This is a genomic window from Kaistia geumhonensis (genome assembly GCF_030815145.1).
GTDB lineage: Bacteria > Pseudomonadota > Alphaproteobacteria > Rhizobiales > Kaistiaceae > Kaistia > Kaistia geumhonensis.
In genome coordinates this window covers 3,279,269-3,297,324 of record NZ_JAUSWJ010000001.1, presented here as the reverse complement: position 1 = coordinate 3,297,324, position 18,056 = coordinate 3,279,269, and the positions used below count along the sequence as shown (strand labels likewise).

16 protein-coding genes are annotated in these 18,056 nt (G+C 67.9%); 10 read left to right on the top strand and 6 right to left on the bottom strand.

Features of this window, described 5'->3' with window-relative positions; translation table 11 throughout:
- Positions 1-38: 38 nt before the first annotated feature.
- Genes QO015_RS15595 through QO015_RS15580 form a run of 4 tightly spaced genes read left to right on the top strand, consistent with a single transcriptional unit; the run spans position 39 to position 3,951 of the window.
- Complete coding sequence (locus tag QO015_RS15595) at positions 39-1,223, top strand: amidase (protein ID WP_266283194.1); 1,185 nt, start codon at positions 39-41, stop codon at positions 1,221-1,223.
- An 8-nt stretch (positions 1,224-1,231) separates the two neighbouring features.
- Positions 1,232-2,137, top strand: a complete 906-nt coding sequence (locus QO015_RS15590) for a LysR family transcriptional regulator (RefSeq protein WP_266283196.1) — start codon at positions 1,232-1,234, stop codon at positions 2,135-2,137.
- A 60-nt stretch (positions 2,138-2,197) separates the two neighbouring features.
- On the top strand, positions 2,198-2,842 hold the full coding sequence (locus QO015_RS15585) for a DUF1007 family protein (protein WP_266283197.1): 645 nt from the start codon (positions 2,198-2,200) through the stop codon (positions 2,840-2,842).
- Positions 2,842-3,951: a nickel/cobalt transporter gene (locus tag QO015_RS15580; protein ID WP_266283198.1), complete on the top strand. Its 1,110-nt coding sequence runs from the start codon at positions 2,842-2,844 to the stop codon at positions 3,949-3,951. Before QO015_RS15585 ends, QO015_RS15580 begins: the two co-directional genes overlap by 1 nt.
- 3 nt (positions 3,952-3,954) lie before the next feature.
- Here the strand turns inward: QO015_RS15580 and QO015_RS15575 are convergent, their stop codons facing one another.
- Complete coding sequence (locus QO015_RS15575; protein WP_266283199.1) at positions 3,955-4,740, bottom strand: gamma-glutamyl-gamma-aminobutyrate hydrolase family protein; 786 nt, start codon at positions 4,738-4,740, stop codon at positions 3,955-3,957.
- 217 nt (positions 4,741-4,957) lie between these two features.
- Between QO015_RS15575 and QO015_RS15570 the strand changes: the two genes are divergently transcribed.
- A complete protein-coding gene (locus QO015_RS15570) occupies positions 4,958-5,956 on the top strand; it encodes an aldo/keto reductase (protein WP_266283200.1) in 999 nt (332 codons plus the stop codon).
- A 104-nt stretch (positions 5,957-6,060) separates the two neighbouring features.
- Complete coding sequence (locus QO015_RS15565; protein ID WP_266283201.1) at positions 6,061-7,179, top strand: TRAP transporter substrate-binding protein; 1,119 nt, start codon at positions 6,061-6,063, stop codon at positions 7,177-7,179.
- Between the two features lie 93 nt (positions 7,180-7,272).
- On the opposite strand, the gene QO015_RS15560 is transcribed toward QO015_RS15565, so the two are convergent.
- The 3 genes from QO015_RS15560 to QO015_RS15550 all read right to left on the bottom strand — a co-directional run bounded on the left by QO015_RS15560 (position 7,273) and on the right by QO015_RS15550 (position 10,999).
- Positions 7,273-8,808, bottom strand: coding sequence for a TRAP transporter large permease (locus tag QO015_RS15560; protein WP_266283202.1), 1,536 nt, complete (start codon positions 8,806-8,808; stop codon positions 7,273-7,275).
- Positions 8,809-8,819: 11 nt separating this feature from the next.
- Positions 8,820-9,359: a TRAP transporter small permease subunit gene (locus tag QO015_RS15555; protein ID WP_266283204.1), complete on the bottom strand. Its 540-nt coding sequence runs from the start codon at positions 9,357-9,359 to the stop codon at positions 8,820-8,822.
- Positions 9,360-9,487: 128 nt separating this feature from the next.
- Positions 9,488-10,999 (bottom strand): bifunctional metallophosphatase/5'-nucleotidase, encoded by a 1,512-nt coding sequence (locus tag QO015_RS15550; protein WP_266283206.1) that lies wholly within the window; start codon positions 10,997-10,999, stop codon positions 9,488-9,490.
- A gap of 159 nt (positions 11,000-11,158) precedes the next feature.
- On the opposite strand from QO015_RS15550, the gene hemH reads away from it, so the two are divergent.
- On the top strand, positions 11,159-12,202 hold the full coding sequence (gene hemH / locus QO015_RS15545; RefSeq protein ID WP_266283207.1) for a ferrochelatase: 1,044 nt from the start codon (positions 11,159-11,161) through the stop codon (positions 12,200-12,202).
- Between the two features lie 45 nt (positions 12,203-12,247).
- Here the strand turns inward: hemH and xylB are convergent, their stop codons facing one another.
- Complete coding sequence (xylB, locus tag QO015_RS15540; RefSeq protein ID WP_266283208.1) at positions 12,248-13,708, bottom strand: xylulokinase; 1,461 nt, start codon at positions 13,706-13,708, stop codon at positions 12,248-12,250.
- A gap of 311 nt (positions 13,709-14,019) precedes the next feature.
- On the opposite strand from xylB, the gene xylA reads away from it, so the two are divergent.
- The 3 genes from xylA to QO015_RS15525 all read left to right on the top strand — a co-directional run bounded on the left by xylA (position 14,020) and on the right by QO015_RS15525 (position 16,966).
- The gene (xylA, locus tag QO015_RS15535; RefSeq protein ID WP_266283209.1) at positions 14,020-15,330 is read left to right on the top strand and encodes a xylose isomerase; all 1,311 of its coding nucleotides are present in this window, start codon (positions 14,020-14,022) and stop codon (positions 15,328-15,330) included.
- Between the two features lie 212 nt (positions 15,331-15,542).
- A complete protein-coding gene (locus QO015_RS15530; RefSeq protein ID WP_266283210.1) occupies positions 15,543-16,529 on the top strand; it encodes an SPFH domain-containing protein in 987 nt (328 codons plus the stop codon).
- The gene (locus QO015_RS15525) at positions 16,526-16,966 is read left to right on the top strand and encodes an NfeD family protein (protein ID WP_266283211.1); all 441 of its coding nucleotides are present in this window, start codon (positions 16,526-16,528) and stop codon (positions 16,964-16,966) included. Before QO015_RS15530 ends, QO015_RS15525 begins: the two co-directional genes overlap by 4 nt.
- A gap of 2 nt (positions 16,967-16,968) precedes the next feature.
- On the opposite strand, the gene QO015_RS15520 is transcribed toward QO015_RS15525, so the two are convergent.
- On the bottom strand, positions 16,969-17,964 hold the full coding sequence (locus tag QO015_RS15520; protein ID WP_266283212.1) for a KpsF/GutQ family sugar-phosphate isomerase: 996 nt from the start codon (positions 17,962-17,964) through the stop codon (positions 16,969-16,971).
- Between the last annotated feature and the right edge of the window lie 92 nt (positions 17,965-18,056).

Sequence of the window (18,056 nt, the reverse complement as noted above, 5' to 3'; positions counted from 1 at the left end):
CGTCGCCGGCGCTTCTCCTGATTGCAAAGCGCGGTTCCATGCTCCTCGCCTTCGACCCGGTCGACGCCTTCGTGGACTACCCGTCCGTTCCCGTCCCCGCCTCGCCGGAAGGTCCGCTGCGCGGCCTCACGCTCGCGGTCAAGGATCTCTACGACGTCGCGGGCTATCCGACGGGCGCCGGCCATCCGCTGGTGCGGGCCCAGAGCGCGGTCAAGACCACGACGGCTCCGGCCGTGCGGAAGCTGCTCGATGCCGGCGCGGCCTTCGTCGGCAAGACGCACACCGACGAGTTCGCCTATTCGATGAACGGCGAGAATTTCCACTACGGTACGCCGATCAATGTCCGCGCGCCGGGCCGCATCCCCGGCGGCTCGTCGTCGGGCTCCGCTGCCGCGGTCTCGGCCGGCCTCGTCGACATCGCGCTCGGCTCGGATACCGGCGGCTCGGTGCGTGCGCCGGCCTCCTATAACGGCCTGTTCGGCCTGCGCCCGACCTTCGGGCGCATCGACATTTCCGGCACCTTCCCGCTCGCCCACTCCTTCGACACGGTCGGCTGGTTCGCCCGCGACATCGACACCTTCGGCCGCGTCGCGCCCGTCCTGCTCGGCGAGGACGCAGGCGAGACGCCGCTCACGCGCTTCATCGTCGGCGACGACATCCATGCGCTGCTGCTCGGCGATCTCGAGGAGGCCGCGATCCGCTCCGCGACGCCGCGCATCGCCGCGCAGCTCGAGCCGGCCGGCGCCGTGATCGTCGCGCCGGAGGGCCTTGCCGCCTGGCGCATGATCTTCCGCACCATGCAGGCCTACGAGGCCTGGCAGGCGCATGGCGACTGGATCCACGCCAATGAGCCCGTCTTTGGCCCCGGCGTGCGCGAGCGCTTCGAATGGGCGAGCCATGTGACGGCCGAGGAATACGCATCCGCCGGCCAGCGCCGGGCTCAGGTGCGCGAGCGCCTGCTCGGCCTCCTCGGAGACGACACCGTGCTCGCCATCCCGACGACGCCCGGCATCGCGCCGCTGCGCGGGCTCGGCGGCGAAGAACTCGATTCCTACCGCAACCGCGCCTTGTCCATGCTCTGCTCGGCCGGCCTTGCCGGACTGCCGCAGATCAACCTGCCGCTCGCCGAGCATGAGGGCTGTCCGCTCGGCGTCTCGCTGGTGGCGCCGCCCGGCCGCGACCGCGCCCTCGTCGATCTCGCCCGCCGCATCATGGCCGCATAGGACCGCCGATGGACACGCTGACCCGCATGCGGACCTTCGTAGAGGTCGTCGAGGCCGGCGGCTTCTCGGCTGCCGCCCGCAAGATGGGCCGGTCCAAGGCGCTGATCTCGAAATATGTCCGCGAACTCGAGGACGAACTCGGCGCGCGGCTGCTCAACCGCACGACCCGTACCCTGTCGCTGACCGAGGTCGGCCAGACCTATGCCCGCGACGCGACCGAGATCCTGCAGCGCATCGACGACCTGCAGAGCTCGGTGGGCGACGCGCATGCCGCCGCCCGCGGCCGCCTCAAGGTCAGCGCGCCGCGCACCTTCGGCGACGGCGAGCTCGGCCGCGCGATCATGGATTTCGTGCTCGAGGAGCCCGACATCTCGCTGGAGCTGCATCTCGAGGACCGCTTCGTCGATCTCGTCGACGAGGGCTTCGACGTGGCGATCCGCATCTCCTCGCTGAGCGATTCGAGCCTCATCGCCCGGCGCCTCTCCTCGTTCCGCATCGTCTGTTGCGCGACCGACGAGGTCATCGCCCGCTACGGCCTGCCGGAGATGCCGATCGATCTGGCCGACCGACCCTGCATCGTCGACTGGAACGTCAATCGCGGCAGCTGGCCCTTCATGGTCGAGGGCGAGCGGGTGACGATCGCGGTCAAGGGGCGGGTGGAGGTCAACAGCCCCAATGTCGCGCGCCAAGCCGCCCTCGCCGGCCTCGGCTTCGTCATGGTGCCCTATCTCGTGGTCCGCGACGACATCGCGGCGGGACGCCTCAAGGCGGTGCTCGAGCCCTACGAGACCTCGGCGGTCGCGATCCATGCCGTCTATCCGCATCGCCGCCACCTTTCCGGCAAGGTGCGCGCCTTCATCGACTATCTCGTACGCTGGTTCGAGGGTGCCGGCCGCAACGAGGGCGGCTGCTGAACGACACGATCTGGCCGCAGTTTTCGGGCGAAGTGGATCGCATCGCCGCCGGGATTCCTCATGCTGAACCGCTTTCTGATCGTCTCCTTCGCCGTTCTCGGCAGCACGCTCGCGGCATCCGCCCATCCGCATGTCTTCGTCGATGCCCGCGAGGAGCTCGTCTTCGATGCCTCAGGCAAGATGACGGCGATCCGCCACGTCTGGCAGTTCGACGAGGCCTTCACCTCCTTCGCGGTGCAGGGACTCGATGCCGATGGCGACGGCAAGCTTTCCGACGAGGAGCTGAAGCCGCTCGCCAAGGTCAATGTCGAGTCGCTGAAAGAATACCGCTATTTCACCAATCTCAAGGTCGGCAACAAGCACATCCCGGTCAATCCGCCGACCGAATATTGGCTCGACTTCCACAGCGGCCGCCTGACGCTCTTCTATACGCTTCCCTTGCGAACGCCGGTGGCGCCGGGACCGGAAACGACGCTCGAGGTGTTCGACCCAGAATATTTCGTTGCCTTCAACTTCGTGAAGGGCCACCAGATCACGCTCGACGGCGCCCCGGCCTCCTGCACGACCACAGTCCGGCCGCCGCATGCGCTCGACGACGCCACCATGGCGCAGATCGCGGCGATCCCCGCCGATCAGCCCGACCTGCCGGCCGAGCTCGCCGATGCCGCGGCCAGCCTCGCGACGCTCATCTCGGTGCGCTGCTGATGCGCCGCCTCGCCCTCGCTCTCGCCGCCCTCCTCGCGCCGGCCCTCGTGCAGGCCGCGCCGAGCCCCTTCGGCATCGCGACCCCCGACGGCGGCGGCACGGTCGCGTGGGCGGGTCCGCTGCGCGGCTTCTTCGTCTGGATCGCGGCCGAGCAATCGAGCTTCTACCGCGCGCTGACGGCGGCGCTCTCCGCCTTCGCCGACAACCCGCACGCCGCCTTCATCCTGATCGGCCTCTCGCTCGCCTATGGCGTCTTCCACGCGGTCGGCCCCGGCCACGGCAAGGCGGTGATCGCCTCCTATCTGCTGGCGACGGGCGATACGCTGAAGCGGGGCATCGCAATTTCCTTCGCCTCCGCCTTCGTCCAGGCGTTGACGGCGATCGTCGTGGTCACGATCGGCGCCGTCGTGCTCAACGTCACCGCCGTCACGATGACCCGCGCCACCGATGCGCTCGAGATCGCGAGCTTCGCGCTCATCGCCATCTGCGGCGTCTGGCTGCTGTGGTCGAAGACCCTCGGCCGCCACGGCGACGAGGCCGGCCCGGCGCCGCATGTGCATGACGCGTCCTGCGCGATCAATCACGGTCGTCTCGGCCTTTCCGGGACCAATCTTTCCGGCAATCTCGGTTCCGGCCTCGGCCGCAATCTCGGCGGCGCGCCTCGCCTCGCCTTCTCGGCCACCCCCGTCTCGGCCTCCTCCGCATCGGCGGCGGCGGTCTCCAGCTTCGCCTGCGACTGCGCGCACGGCCATGCGCCTGATCCCTCGACGCTCACCGCGCCGCTGACGCTGAGGAGCGCCTGGACGGCGATCCTCGCCGTAGGCATCCGCCCGTGTTCGGGCGCGGTGATCGTTCTCGTCTTCGCGCTGTCGCAGAAGCTGTGGTGGGTCGGCATCCTCTCGGTGCTGGCTATGGCGCTCGGCACGGGCGTTACCGTCGCGGTGCTGGCGGCGATCGCCGTCAAGGCCAAGGATATCGCGCTGCGGGTGTCGAACCGCGGCGAGTCCCCAATCGCGCTCCGCGTGATGCGCGGCGTCGAGATCGCCGCGGCGGCCGGGATCCTGCTGTTCGGCCTCGCGATGCTGGGCGGCGCGCTCGCCGGGCTCTGAGCCTTATTCGGCCGCGGTAGCGAGCCCCCCGCGCGCCGCGATCCGCTCGCGCATCGCCTCGCCGAAGGCACGGAACAACCGTCCCGACGGCGCATCCGTCGCCACCCAGTATTCCGGATGCCACTGCACGCCGACGGCGAAGCCGCGCGCGCCGGTGACGCTCACCGCCTCGATGGTGCCGTCCGGCGCGACGGCTTCGACCGTGAGCCCTTCGGCCAGCCGGCCGACAGCCTGGCGGTGCAGCGAGTTCACCTGAAACGCCTCGGCTTCGACGATGCGGCCGAGGCAGCCGCCGGTGGTGATGACGACATCCTGCCGGATGGCGAAGCGCTCGGCCTGCACGTCGGAGACCGGCGCGCGATGATCGTGCCGGCCGGGCAGTTCCTGCACCTCGGAGATGAGCGTGCCGCCGAGCGCGACATTGAGCTCCTGGAAACCGCGGCAGATGGCGAGAAGCGGCACGCCGTGCCGGAGCGCCGCGCGGATGAGCGGCAGCGTGGTGGCATCGCGCGCATGGTCATAAGGCTCCGACGCGGCATCGGCCTCGGCGCCGTAGATCGGCGGATGGACATTGGAGCGGCTGCCGGTCAGCAGCACGCCGTCGACCCGCTCCAGCAGCGCCTCGATGTCAAGCGCGTCGCCGAGCGAGGGGACGACCACCGGCAGGCCGCCGAGGCCGATCGTCACCGCCTTCACATAGGTCTCGGCCGCTGCGTGCCAGCGATAGCCGTCCGCGTCGCGCACATCGGCGGTGACGGCAACGAGCGGTATGGGGCGGGAATGGCTCATGGTCGAATCCGGTCACTTCGGCTCGGGGCTTCACTACACCCGGCAGGAAAAGATGGCGAGACCGCAGGAAGGCTGCAAGGCTGTCCGTCACACTGCGCCGGAACGGCGGCCGGCCGCAGCGATTGATGCTTCGCATGCCTGACCGACGGCGCTATTGCGGTTGAAGCGCGGCCGCGCTCCGACCATCCTCCTCCCCCATCCTTTCCGGAGTTCCCCCATGGCCACCAAGCTTCCTACCCGCCCTCTCGGCAAGACCGGGCTCGAGATCACGCCGGTCGGCATCGGCGCCTGGGCGATCGGCGGCGAGGCCTGGGGTCCGCAGGACGACAAGGTCTCGGTCGACGCCATCCGCCATGCCGTCGCCCGCGGCATCAACTGGATCGACACGGCCGCGATCTACGGCCTCGGCCATTCCGAGGAAGTGGTCGGCGAGGCTCTGCGGCAGATTTCGCACGAGGAACGCCCGCTCGTCTTCACCAAATGCGGTCTCGTCTGGCCGGAGGAGACGCCCGAGCGCAAGCATGTCCGCCGCTCGGGCAAGGCGGAGAGCGTCCGCCGCGAGGCGGAAGCCTCGCTGAAGCGGCTCGGGGTCGAGGTGATCGACCTCTTCCAGATGCATTGGCAGCCCGAGGATGCGCCGATCGAGGAGTACTGGCAGGCGATGCTCGATCTGAAGCAGGAGGGCAAGGTGCGCCATGTCGGCCTCTCCAACCACGATGTCGCCGCGCTTGAAGCCGCCGAGGCCGTCGGCCATGTCGAGACGCTTCAGCCGCCCTTCTCGATGATCCGCCGCGATTCCGGAGCGACGGTCCTGCCCTGGTGCCTCGAACACGGCACGGGAACGCTCGTCTACAGCCCGATGCAGGCTGGCCTCCTCAGCGGCGCCTTCTCGGCGGAGCGCGTGGCGAACCTGCCCGACAGCGACTGGCGCAAGAAGGACGTCCAGTTCACCGACAATCTCGACAAGAACCTCGCCCTCGTCGACGCGCTGCGCCCGATCGCGGCGAAGCACGAGACCTCGGTCGGCACGATCGCACTCGCCTGGGCGCTGACTTGGCCGGGGCTGACCGCGGCGATCGTCGGCGCCCGCTCGCCCGAGCAGGTCGACGGCTGGATCGGCGCGGCGAGCCTCGCGCTCGACGGCGAGGACCTGACCGCGATCACCGCCGCGATCCGCGCGACCGGCGCCGGCAGCGGCCCCGTCGAGCCCTTCTGAACGCGCGCGATACCGCGTCTTCCCCGTTGACAGAAAGGGGCGGATGACATCGGCTGTCCTTCCTGAAAAGCGCCGTCATAAGGCACCACCGGGAGGGATCATCCATGGACGAGACACGGCTCGACCGCCGCAAATTCTTCAAGACCGCCGGCCTCGGCGCGGGCGCCACGCTCGCGACGACGGCCCTCGCCGCGCCCGCCATCGCACAGGCGATGCCGGAGGTGAAATGGCGCGTCCAGTCGAGCTTCCCGAAATCGCTCGACACCATCTATGGCGGCGGCGTCACCATCGCCGAGACCGTAGCCGCGCTGACCGACGGCAAGTTCCAGATCGATCTCGGCGAGGCCGGGCGCTTCGTCCCCGGCCCGCAGGCGCTCGATGCCGTGCAGAACGACACCGTCGAGGCCTGCCACACCTGCTCCTATTACTTCGTCGGCAAAGATCCGACCTTTGCGATCGGCACGGCGCTGCCCTTCGGCCTCAATGCCCGCATGCAGAACGCCTGGATCATCGAGGGCGGCGGGCAGAAGCTGCTCGATGATTTCTACAGCAACTACAACATCGTCTCCTTCGTCGCCGGCAATACCGGCGTGCAGATGGGCGGCTGGTTCCGCAAGGAGATCAAGGGCATCGACGATCTCAAGAGCGTCAAGATGCGCATCGCCGGCCTCGGCGGCATGGTGATGGCGAAGCTCGGCGCCGTGCCGCAGCAGATCCCCGGCGGCGACATCTATCCGGCGCTGGAAAAGGGCACCATCGACGCCGCCGAATGGGTCGGCCCCTATGACGACGAGAAGCTCGGCTTCTACCAGGTCGCGCCCTATTACTATTATCCCGGCTTCTGGGAGGGCGGTCCGTCGATCCACCTTTTCGTCAACAAGGCGAAATGGGAGGCGCTGCCGCCAGCCTATCAGGCGGCGCTGAAGGCGGGCGCCGCCACCGCCAACCAGACCATGCTCGCGAAATACGACGTCAAGAACAACACGGCGATCCGCAGCCTGGTGGGCAAGGGAGTCAAGCTGCGCCCCTTCCCGCGCGACGTGCTGGAAGCCGCCTATGGCGCCGCCTTCGACATCTATGGCGAGATCTCGGCGAAGAACGCCAAGTTCAAGACCATCTACGAGCCGTGGAAGAAGTTCCGCGACGAGAGCTACCAGTGGTTCCGCGTCGCCGAATACACCTTCGACTCGTTCGGCTTCGCCCAGCAGGCCAAGGGCGGCTGAACAGGACTGCTTAAGGAAGCGATCCCGATCTTTGGGACCGTCATGGCCGGGCTGGTCCCGGCCATCGATGTCTTCGCAGGACCCGACTGAGGGTCACTTCGTGGGCGCTCCGAAATCCGGCTGCGGCAGGGCTCCATCGACTGGGGCGCCGAAATCGGGCGCCGCCGGCGCCGCGTCGCCGGGCGTCTCGAACGGGTTCTGCGCGCCCTCCTCTCCGAACGGGTTGCCGCCGCCCCCCGCGGGCGCCTGATCGTCCGGCATCGGCACGTTGAGCTCGATCGTCGAAGGATCGATGGCCTTCTCCGCCTTCAGGAAGGCGGAGACCGTCTCCGGCCAGATGATGACGATCGCGACGAGGATGATCTGGAGCGCGACCCAGGGAATGGCGCCGAGATAGATGTCGGAACTCTTCACTTCGCGGGGTGCGATGCCGCGCAGATAGAACAGCGCGAATCCGAAGGGCGGGTGCATGAACGAGGTCTGCATGTTCACGCAGAGCAGCACGCCGAACCAGACGAGATCGATGCCGAGCGCGGAGGCCACAGGCGCCAGAAGCGGGATGATGATGAACGCGATCTCGAAGAAATCGAGAAAGAAGGCGAGGAAGAAGATGAAGATGTTGACGAATATCAGGAAGCCGATCTGACCTCCGGGAAGGCCGGTCAGCAGATGCTCGATCCAGTGCGCCCCGTCGACGCCCTGGAATACCAGCGTGAACACAGTCGAGCCGATCAGGATGAACACGACCATCGAGGTCAGGCGCATGGTCGATTCCATCGCCTGCCGCACCAGCGGCCAGGTGAGGCGGTTATGCATGGCGGCGAGCACCAGCGCGCCAATGGCGCCCATCGCACCGGCCTCGGTCGGGGTCGCGAGACCGAGGAAGATCGTGCCGAGCACGAGGAAGATCAGCACGATCGACGGGATCATGCCCCAGAGGATGCGGCGGATCAGCGGCCAGCCGCGCTGGACGCGGATATCGGCCGGCAGCGGCGGCACGTAATGCGGCCGCATGATCGAGACGGCGAGGATGAACAGCGCGAAGAGGACCACCTGCAGCACGGACGGTCCGATCGCGCCGCGATACATGTCGCCGACAGAGCGGCCGAGCTGGTCGGCGAGGAGGATCAGCACCAGCGAGGGCGGGATCAGCTGCGTGATCGTCCCCGACGCGGCGATCACGCCGGTCGCGATGCGCATGTTGTAGCCGTAGCGCATCATGATCGGCAGCGAGATGACGCCCATCGCGATGACCGACGCGGCGACTGTTCCCGTGATTGCACCGAGCACCGCGCCAACCAGGATCACCGCATAGGCAAGCCCGCCCGGTACCTTGCCGAAGAGATGGCCGGTGCCCTCGAGCAGATCCTCGGCGAGCCCGCAGCGCTCGAGGATGGCACCCATGAAGGTGAAGAACGGGATCGCCAGCAGGAGTTCGTTGGAAAGGATGCCGAAGACGCGCAGCGGCAGCGCCTGCAGGAACTCGGGCGTGAAATGGCCGGTGAAGATGCCGATGATGCCGAAGAAGAGCCCGACTGCCGCCAGCGAGAAGGCGACCGGGAAGCCGATCAGCATGAACAGCACCATGCCGGCGAACATCACCGGGGGCATGATTCCGTAGGAGAACATCGGCGCGTCTCCTACTGCAGCGGCTTCTCATAGGTGGTTTCGAGCGTGATCACGCCCCGCACCGCCGCGATGCGCTTGATGAGCTCCGAGAGCGCCTGCAGGAAGAGCAGCGCGAAGCCGAGCGGCAGCATGAACTTGACCGGCCAGAACGGCAGCCCGCCCGGATTGGCCGAATGCTCGTCGAGGCGGAAGGAATCGGCGAAGAACGGCACCGACAGCCAGAACAGCAGCACCAGCACCGGCAGCATGAACAGGATGATGCCGACGAGGTCGATCCAGAGCCGTGTCGCCGGGGACACCCAGGAATAGAGGATGTCGACGCGCACATGCTCGTTCTTCTTCAGCGTCACCGAGGCGCCGAGCATCACGATGGCCGCGAAGAGCTGCCACTGGATCTCGAGGAAGGCGTTCGAGGAAAGGCTGAAGGCGTAGCGCGATGCGGCGTTGCCGGCGCTGATGAGCACGGCGAGGAGCACGAGATAGTCGCAGACGGCGCCGATGCGCGTGTTGAGCGCGTCGATCGCCCGGCTCATGGCGAGCAGGAACGGCATGGATCGGATCCCCTCCCGGATGCCGGCCACCGGATCTTGTCGCCCGGTCGGCCAGCCCCTCCAGCGGGCGGCGCCCCGCCGCCCCGATCCCTCAAGCTAGCGCGCTTTTCATGAGCCGCGCCAGATCGCTATTTCTCGACGATGCGGCCTTCCACCTTCGGCGCGATCGTCTTTTCGGCCGCGACATAGTCGATGACCTGGCTCGCCATCAGTTGCGCATCGATCGGCCCGAGCAGCACCTTCGCGTCGCGGAAGACGGTGTAGCCGTCGCCACCACCGGCCATGAAGTCGTTGGTGGCGAGCGTGTAGGTCGCGGCGGGATCGAGCGGCTTGCCGCCGACCGTCACGGAGAGGACGCGCTCGCTCGGCCGCTTCGAGAGATCGACCTCGACGGCGAGCCCCGACACCTGCGGGAAGCGGCCGCCGCCCATGTCGGCCTGGCTGAAGCCGTTGACGAGTGCACCCTTGAGCTCGGCGCCCGTCACCTCGAGCTTCACCGTCTTGTTGCCGAAGGGGAGCTCCGCGAAGATATCAGCGCGGGTCAGCACGGTACCGGCCGGATATTCGCGGTCGGCGCGGATGCCGCCGCCATTGGTGATCGCGACATCGGCGCCGGTGGCGGCGCGCATCGCATCGGCGATGAGATTGCCGATCGCCGCCTCCTCGCCGCGCACGGTCGCCCGCCGGCTGTCGAGCGCGGTCTCGCTGGTGCCGATATCGACCTTGAGCTCGGCGTCGAGCTTGTCCTGGTAGCCCTTGACCACCGCGGCGATCTTCGGGTCCGGCGTCACGGTCGCGGTGTCGACGATGGTGAAATGCGGCGTCCAGCTGACGCTTGTCTTGCCGTCCTTCTCGGTCTTGTCGACGCTGACCGTCGTCACGACGACGCTGTCGCCCTGCGAGCCGCTCTCGGTCAGTACGGTCTTGCCGTCAAAGAAGGCGAGCAGATGCTCGTCATGGCCCGAAAGGATGAGATCGCCGGCATGGCCGCGGGTGAGCGCGATGTCGACCGACAGCGGCGTATGCACGACGCCGACGACGAGATCGGCGCCGGCCTCGCGCAGCGCCTTGGCGCGTGCCTTGGCCGTCTCGATCGACGAGTTGAACACCATGTCGCCGGGGCTGGAAACGATCGGCGTATCCTCGGTCGTCAGCCCGTAGAAGCCGATCTTGATGCCGTCGACCTCGACCATCTTCGTGTCGATGGTGTTCGGCGGCTGGCTGCCGTCCGGCTCGCGCATGTTGGAGGTGACGACCGGGAACTTCGCCTCGCCGATCCGGGTCTCGAAATTCGCCTTGCCGAGGTCGAACTCGTGATTGCCCGGCGTCATGACGGCGACGCCCATCTGGTTGAGGATGTCGACGATATGCGCGCCCTTGTCGATGCCGGAGAGCAGCGAGGGCGACAGCGTGTCGCCGGAATGGACGAAGAAGGTCGGCCCCTTGGCACGCTCGGCCTCGACGACGGCGGCGACGCGGGCGAAGCCGCCGCGGCCCTTCTCTTCCTCCATGCGGTCGATGTCGTTGGTCTGGACGAAACGAAGCGTCACGGTCTCGGCCAGGGCCGCGGCCGGGAGAGCCGTTGCGAGAAGGGCGGCGAGGAGCGCGCCGGCGGGGCGGATTGTCGCGAGGGCGATCATCGGGAACTCCTTTGGAACCAGGACGGGACGGCGGAACTCTAGACGCCCAATGTGTCAACCGCACCGCGCGCTGTCACGCCGGATCGCCGCACGGGGTTTGAGGCGCGCGCGGCGGGCCCTATGTTCAGCGCCAATGAGGCTCCGGGGACCCGAGAACACATGATGGATGCACTGCCTGACGCGACGGCCCTGCCGCCCGGCCATCCGCCGGTGAATTTCGGCCGCATCGGCGTGCTGATGGTCAATCTCGGCACGCCCGACGCGACCGATTACTGGTCGATGCGGCGCTATCTGAAGGAATTCCTGTCGGACCGGCGCGTCATCGAGGTGCCGAGGGCGATCTGGTGGCCGCTGCTCAATCTCGTGATCCTCACCACGCGGCCGAAGCGCTCCGGCCATGCCTATGCGTCGATCTGGAACAAGGAGCGCAACGAATCGCCGCTGCGCACCATCACACGTGCCCAGGCCGAGAAGTTGGCGCCGCGCTTCGCCGGCGATCGCCGCATCGTCGTCGACTGGGCGATGCGCTATGGCACGCCGTCGATCCCCGAGCGGTTGGAGGCGCTGCAGAAGGCGGGCTGCGAACGCATCCTCCTGATGCCCCTCTATCCGCAATATGCGGCCTCGACGACGGCGACCGTCAACGACAAGGCCTTCGACGCGCTGAAGGCGATGCGCTGGCAGCCGGCATTGCGCACGCTGCCGCCCTATCACGACGACCCGGTCTATATCGACGCGCTCGCCACCTCGATCACGCAGTCGCTGGAAAAGCTCGATTTCGAGCCGGAGATCGTGCTCGCCTCGTTCCACGGCCTGCCGAAGGAGTATCTCGACAAGGGCGATCCCTATCACTGCCACTGCCACAAGACGGCGCGCCTGCTCCGGAAGCGGCTCGGCTGGTCGGAGGATCGGCTGAAGCTCACCTTCCAGTCGCGCTTCGGCCGCGCCGAATGGCTACAGCCCTACACCGACGAGACGGTGGAGGGACTGGCGAAGAGCGGCGTCAAGCGCCTCGCCGTCGTCAGCCCCGGGTTCGCGGCCGACTGCGTCGAGACGCTGGAGGAGATCGCGATGCAGAACGGCGAGATCTTCCGCGAGCATGGCGGCGAGCACTTCGCCGCCCTCCCCTGCCTCAACGACAGCCCCGAGGGGATGGCGCTGCTCGAACACCTCGCCCGCCGCGAACTGATGGGCTGGGTTTAGCGAAAGACGGACTTCGCGGCCGGACGAGCCCGGCCGCGCGCGCCCTCACCCCGCCTGCGCCGCCTTGATCGCCGGATAGAGGCGACTCCACAGCGCGAAGCGCTCGGCATAGGCATCGACGAGGGCGCGGTCGGGCGCGAAGGTGCGCAGCCGCTTGGCAGGCGGGCAGACCTCGGCGGGCGAAAGGCCGGTTGCCGCGATGCGGGCGAGGCGGGCCGCGCCGAACGCGCCGCCGATCTCGCCGTCCTCGACCGTATGGACCGGAATGCCGAGCACATTGGCGATGATTCCGGCCCAGAGCGCCGAGCGCGAGCCGCCACCGACGAGGTCGATCTCGGCGACATGGCTGCCGGCGGCTTCCAGCACCTGCTGGCAGCTCTTGGTCGCGAAGGCGACGCCTTCGAGCACCGCCTGCGTCAGCACCGCCCGGTCGCTCTCATGCGCGAGGCCGATGAAGGCGCCGCGGGCCGCAACGTCGTTGTGCGGGGTGCGCTCGCCCGAGAGATAGGGCAGGAACAGCACCGGCGACGGCGCCGGGACGCTCTCGCCAAGCGCGGCCAGCAATTCGCCTTCCTTGACGCCGACGAGGCCCGAATACCAGGAGAGCGCCGAGGCGGCGGAGAGCATCACGCCCATCTGATGCCAGGTCTCGGGCAGCGCATGGCAGAAGGCGTGCACCGCCGAGGACGGGTTGGGCAGGAAGCGGTCGGTCGTTACCCAAAGCACGCCCGAGGTGCCGAGCGAGAGGAAGGCCGAGCCGGCGGCGATCGCGCCGAGGCCGACAGCCGCCGCGGCATTATCGCCGGCGCCGCCCGCGACGACCGGGATCGACGTCATTCCCCAGCGCCTGGCGAGATCGGCCGAAAGCGGCCCGCCCGACTGCGAGCCTTCGACGAGGCGCGGCATGTGCGAGCGATCGAGCCCGGTCGCCGCGAGCACGGCGTCCGACCAGTCGCGCTTGCCGACATCCAGCCAGAGCGTGCCGGAGGCGTCCGACATCTCCTCGACCATGTCGCCCGTCATGCGGTAGCGCACATAGGCCTTGGGCAGCAGAACATGGCGCGTCTCGGCGAAGATGTCCGGCTCGTGCTTCCGCACCCACAGCAGCTTCGGCGCCGTGAAGCCGGGCATCGCGAGATTGCCGGCGATGGCGTGCAGCTCGGGACAGGCAGTCTCGAGTTCCGCGCATTCGGCCGCCGAACGCCCGTCGTTCCACAGGATGCACGGGCGCAGGACCTTGCCGTCCTTGCCGAGCAGCGTGGCGCCATGCATCTGGCCGGAAAGGGCGATGCCCTTCGTCGCCGCGACGGCGGCAGGATGCGCAGCCGCGAGCGCGTCCATAGTCTCGACCGTGGCGGTCCACCAGCTCTCCGGGTCCTGCTCGGACCAGCCGGGGTGAGGCCGCTGCACGGTGAGCGGCCGCGATTCCGACGCGATGACGGCGCCGTCCTCGGACATCAGCACCGTCTTGACGCTGGACGTCCCAATGTCGATCCCGACAAACATCTCTTCCTCCACATGGCCATCAGGACGACCACCAGGCCGCGCCGATTTTTGAGTTGCGTACCGCAAAACCCGCCTGTATACCACCCCCATCAGGCATCAGACGGACCGCGAGATCCTGTCGGGGAGGCTGTTTTTATTTGATTATCGAATCAAATATTGAGCCGTATCGCCTCTTCCGCCCCTGACGTACGCCCCTCAGACGCCCTCTGGTCAAGGCCGTCGATCCCGGCCCGGCTCATGCGGCCACCGTCCTCATAGCCCGGCGATCATTCGAGACCGCAAGAGTTCGAGACCACAAGGAGGAACCGCCGGTGACTTCATTCTTCACCCAGAAAGAGACCATCACGTTCGAGGGCCAGGACGCAACCTCGCCGCTCGCCTTCCGCTGGTACGACAAGGACAAGGTCGTGCTCGGCAAGCGGCTCGAGGACCATCTGCGCTTCTCGGTCGCCTATTGGCATTCCTTCACCTGGCCGGGCGGCGACCCGTTCGGCGGCGAGACCTTCCTGCGTCCCTGGATGCACGGTTCCGACGCGCTCCAGCTCGCCAAGGACAAGGCCGACGTCGCCTTCGACATGTTCCGCCTGCTGGACGTGCCCTTCTTCGCCTTCCATGACGTCGATGTCGCGCCCGAGGGCGCCTCGCTCAAGGAAACGATCGACAATCTGAAGGTCATCACGGACATCTTCGCCAAGAAGATGGAGACGTCGAAGACCCGCCTGCTCTGGGGCACGGCCAATCTCTTCTCGCATCGCCGCTACATGGCCGGCGCCGCGACCAATCCCGATCCGGACGTCTTCACCTATGCCGTCGGCCAGGTCCGCGCGGCGATCGACGCGACCCATGCGCTCGGCGGCGCCAACTATGTCTGCTGGGGCGGCCGCGAGGGCTACGAGACGCTGCTCAACACCGACATGAAGAAGGAACTGGACCAGCTCGGCCGCTTCCTCAACATGCTCGTCGACTACAAGCACAAGATCGGCTTCAAGGGCCCGATCCTGATCGAGCCGAAGCCGAAGGAGCCGACCAAGCACCAGTATGACTACGACACCGCGACGGTGTACGGGTTCCTGGAGCGCTACGGCCTTGCCAAGGAAGTAAAGCTCAATCTCGAGCAGAACCACGCCATCCTCGCCGGCCACTCCTTCCATCACGAGGTGATGCTGGCCTTCGCGCTCGGCATCTTCGGTTCGCTCGACATCAACCGCGGCGACAATCTCCTCGGCTGGGACACCGACCAGTTCGCGATGGATGTCGGCGAGCTGGTGCCGGTCTTCCACGAATTCCTCAAGGGCGGCGGCTTCACCACCGGCGGCCTCAACTTCGACGCCAAGATCCGCCGCCAGTCGATTGATCCGGACGATCTCCTGATCGGCCATGTCGCCTCGATGGACGCCTGCGCCCGCGCGCTCATCGCCGCGGCGCAGATGCTCGAGGACAAGGCGCTCACCGGCCCGCTCGAGGCCCGCTATGCCGGCTGGGCGAGCGCCGACTCGAAGGCGATCCTCGCCGGAGAGAAGAGCTTCGACCAGGTCGCCGACCGCGCGCTGACGATCGCCGATCCGCAGCCGCGCTCGGGCAAGCAGGAAATGCTGGAAGGCATCGTCAACCGCTACGCGTAAGTCAGCGCGAGGCCGTGGCGCGGCGTTGGCTGCGCCACGGTTCAGCGATGCGGCACCTCTTCCGCCGTCATGCCCGGGCTCGTCCCGGACATTGACGTCCCGGAGATGGCCCGGGTGCTCGGCATCACGACGCTGGCGCGAGGTTCAGGCAGGCCTGATTGCGTCTGCGTCCGAAATCCGCGAAGCTTCGTCCCGGGGCGGAGGGGTCGCGCATGGATGTCTTCGGCTTGAACGTGACGGTGCTGGTGCTCGTCGCGCTCGTGGTTCTCGTGCTGGCGGCCGGCGTGAAGACCGTGCCGCAGGGCTTCAACTACACGATCGAGCGTTTCGGCCGCTACACGCGGACGCTGAAGCCTGGCCTCAATCTGATCGTGCCCTTCATCGACCGTGTCGGCGCGAAGTTGAACGTCATGGAGCAGGTGCTCGACGTTCCGACCCAGGAAATCATCACCAAGGACAACGCCACCGTCAGCGTCGACGGCGTGACGTTCTTCCAGGTGCTGGATGCCGCGCGCGCCGCCTATGAGGTGCGCGGGCTGGAGAATGCGCTGCTCAACCTCACCATGACCAATGTGCGCACGGTCATGGGCTCGATGGATCTCGACCAGCTGCTGTCGCATCGCGACGAGATCAACGACCGCCTGCTGCGCGTTGTCGACAGCGCCGCGGCGAGCTGGGGCATCAAGGTCACCCGCATCGAAATCAAGGACATCGTACCGCCGGCCGATCTCGTCGATTCCATGGGTCGCCAGATGAAGGCGGAGCGCGAGAAGCGCGCGCAGATCCTCGAAGCGGAGGGGCTTCGCCAGTCTGCCATCCTGCGCGCCGAAGGCGAGAAGCAGGCGCAGATCCTGCAGGCCGAAGGCCGGCGCGAGGCGGCCTTCCGCGATGCAGAGGCGCGCGAGCGCGCCGCCGAGGCCGAGGCGAAGGCAACCGAGCTCGTCAGCCGGGCGATCGCCGAGGGCGACGTGCAGGCGATCAACTATTTCGTGGCGCAGGGCTATACCAAGGCGATCGAGGCGCTCGCCTCCGCGCCCAACCAGAAGGTGCTGATGCTGCCGATCGAGGCCTCGGCGCTGCTGGGATCGATCGGCGGCGTCGCCGAGATCGCGCGCGAGGCCTTCGGCGGCGAGCCGCATTCCGGGCCGCAGCAGCGTCGCGGCCCGACCGTCCCGCGCAGCGGAGCAACCGGCGAATGAACCTCGACTTCGTCGCTGGCCCCTGGGGCTGGATCGTCGCCGGCCTCGTGCTGCTCGGCCTCGAACTGTTCGCGCCCGGCGCTTTCCTGATGTGGCTCGGCCTTGCGGCCGTCGTCGTCGGCCTCGCGACTCTGGCCGTCGATCTGCCCTGGCAGGTCGCGGCGGTCCTTTTCGTGGTTCTCGCGTCGATCTTCGTCCTGATCGGTCGGCGCATCGCCGTCCGCCGGGCGACCGCCGAGGACGATCTCCGCCTCAACGACCGCGCGGCGCGGCTCGTCGGCCTCACCTTTCCGCTCGCCGATGCGATCGAGGGCGGGCGCGGCCGCATCCGGGTCGACGATTCGAGCTGGGGCGTCGAAGGGCCCGACCTGCCGGCCGGAACCACCATCCGCGTCGTCGGCCATGACGGCGCGCGGCTGAAGGTGGTCGCGGCCTGAGCTCAGGCGACGCCGAGCCGCAGCAGATCGTGCATGTGCAGGATGCCGATCGGGCGGCGATTCTCGACCACGAAGAAGGCGGTGATCCGCGTCGTATTGAGCAGGTCGATCGCCGTGCCGACCAGCATGTCGGGCGGGATGGTCTTCGGATCGCGCGTCATCACCGCTTCCACCGGCCGCTCGAGCAGGTCGGGGCCGATATGGCGACGAAGATCGCCGTCGGTGACGATGCCGACGAGGCGCCCCTCGCCGTCGGCCACACCGACGCAGCCGAAGCGCTTGGCCGTCATCTCGGCAATCGCCGCCGCCATCACCGTCCCGGCCGGAACGAGCGGCATCGCCGCGCCGGCATGCATGACATGGGTGACGAAATGCAGGCTCGCGCCGAGCTTGCCGCCCGGATGATAGAGGCGGAAATCCTGCGCGGTGAAGCCGCGCGCCTCAAGCAGCGCGATGGCAAGCGCATCGCCGAGCGCGAGCTGCATCAGCGCCGAGGTGGTCGGCGCGAGACCGTGCGGGCAGGCCTCGTCGGCGCGCGGCAGCAGCAGCACATGATCGGCCTGCCGGGCGAGCGAACTCTCGGCATTGGCGGTCATCGCGACGAGCGGATTGCGGAAGCGGCCGGCAAACTCGACGATGGCACGAAGCTCGGCCGTTTCGCCCGACCATGAAAGCGCGAGGATCACGTCGTCCTTGCCGACCATGCCGAGATCGCCGTGACTGGCCTCGGCGGCGTGCATGAAGAAGGCCGGCGTTCCGGTCGAGGCGAGCGTCGAGGCGATCTTGACGCCGACATGCCCGCTCTTGCCGACGCCGGTGACCACGACCCGTCCGGTCGCCCGGCGGATGAGCGCGACCACGGCGACGAAGCTCGCCGCGAGTTCGTCCTCCAGCGCCCGGCCGAGCGCGGCAAGGCCCGCGGTCTCGCTCGAAAGCGTCCGCAGCGCCGAGGCGAGCGCGTCCCCCGCCTCCGTTTCCCCGCTCCGCTGCCGCTCCATCGCCGCCACTCCGCGCCTGTTCGAATTGACGCCTCCGTTTAGCACGGCCTGGCGCCCTGCCCGCAAGGAGCCGTGACAACCGCTCTGGGTAG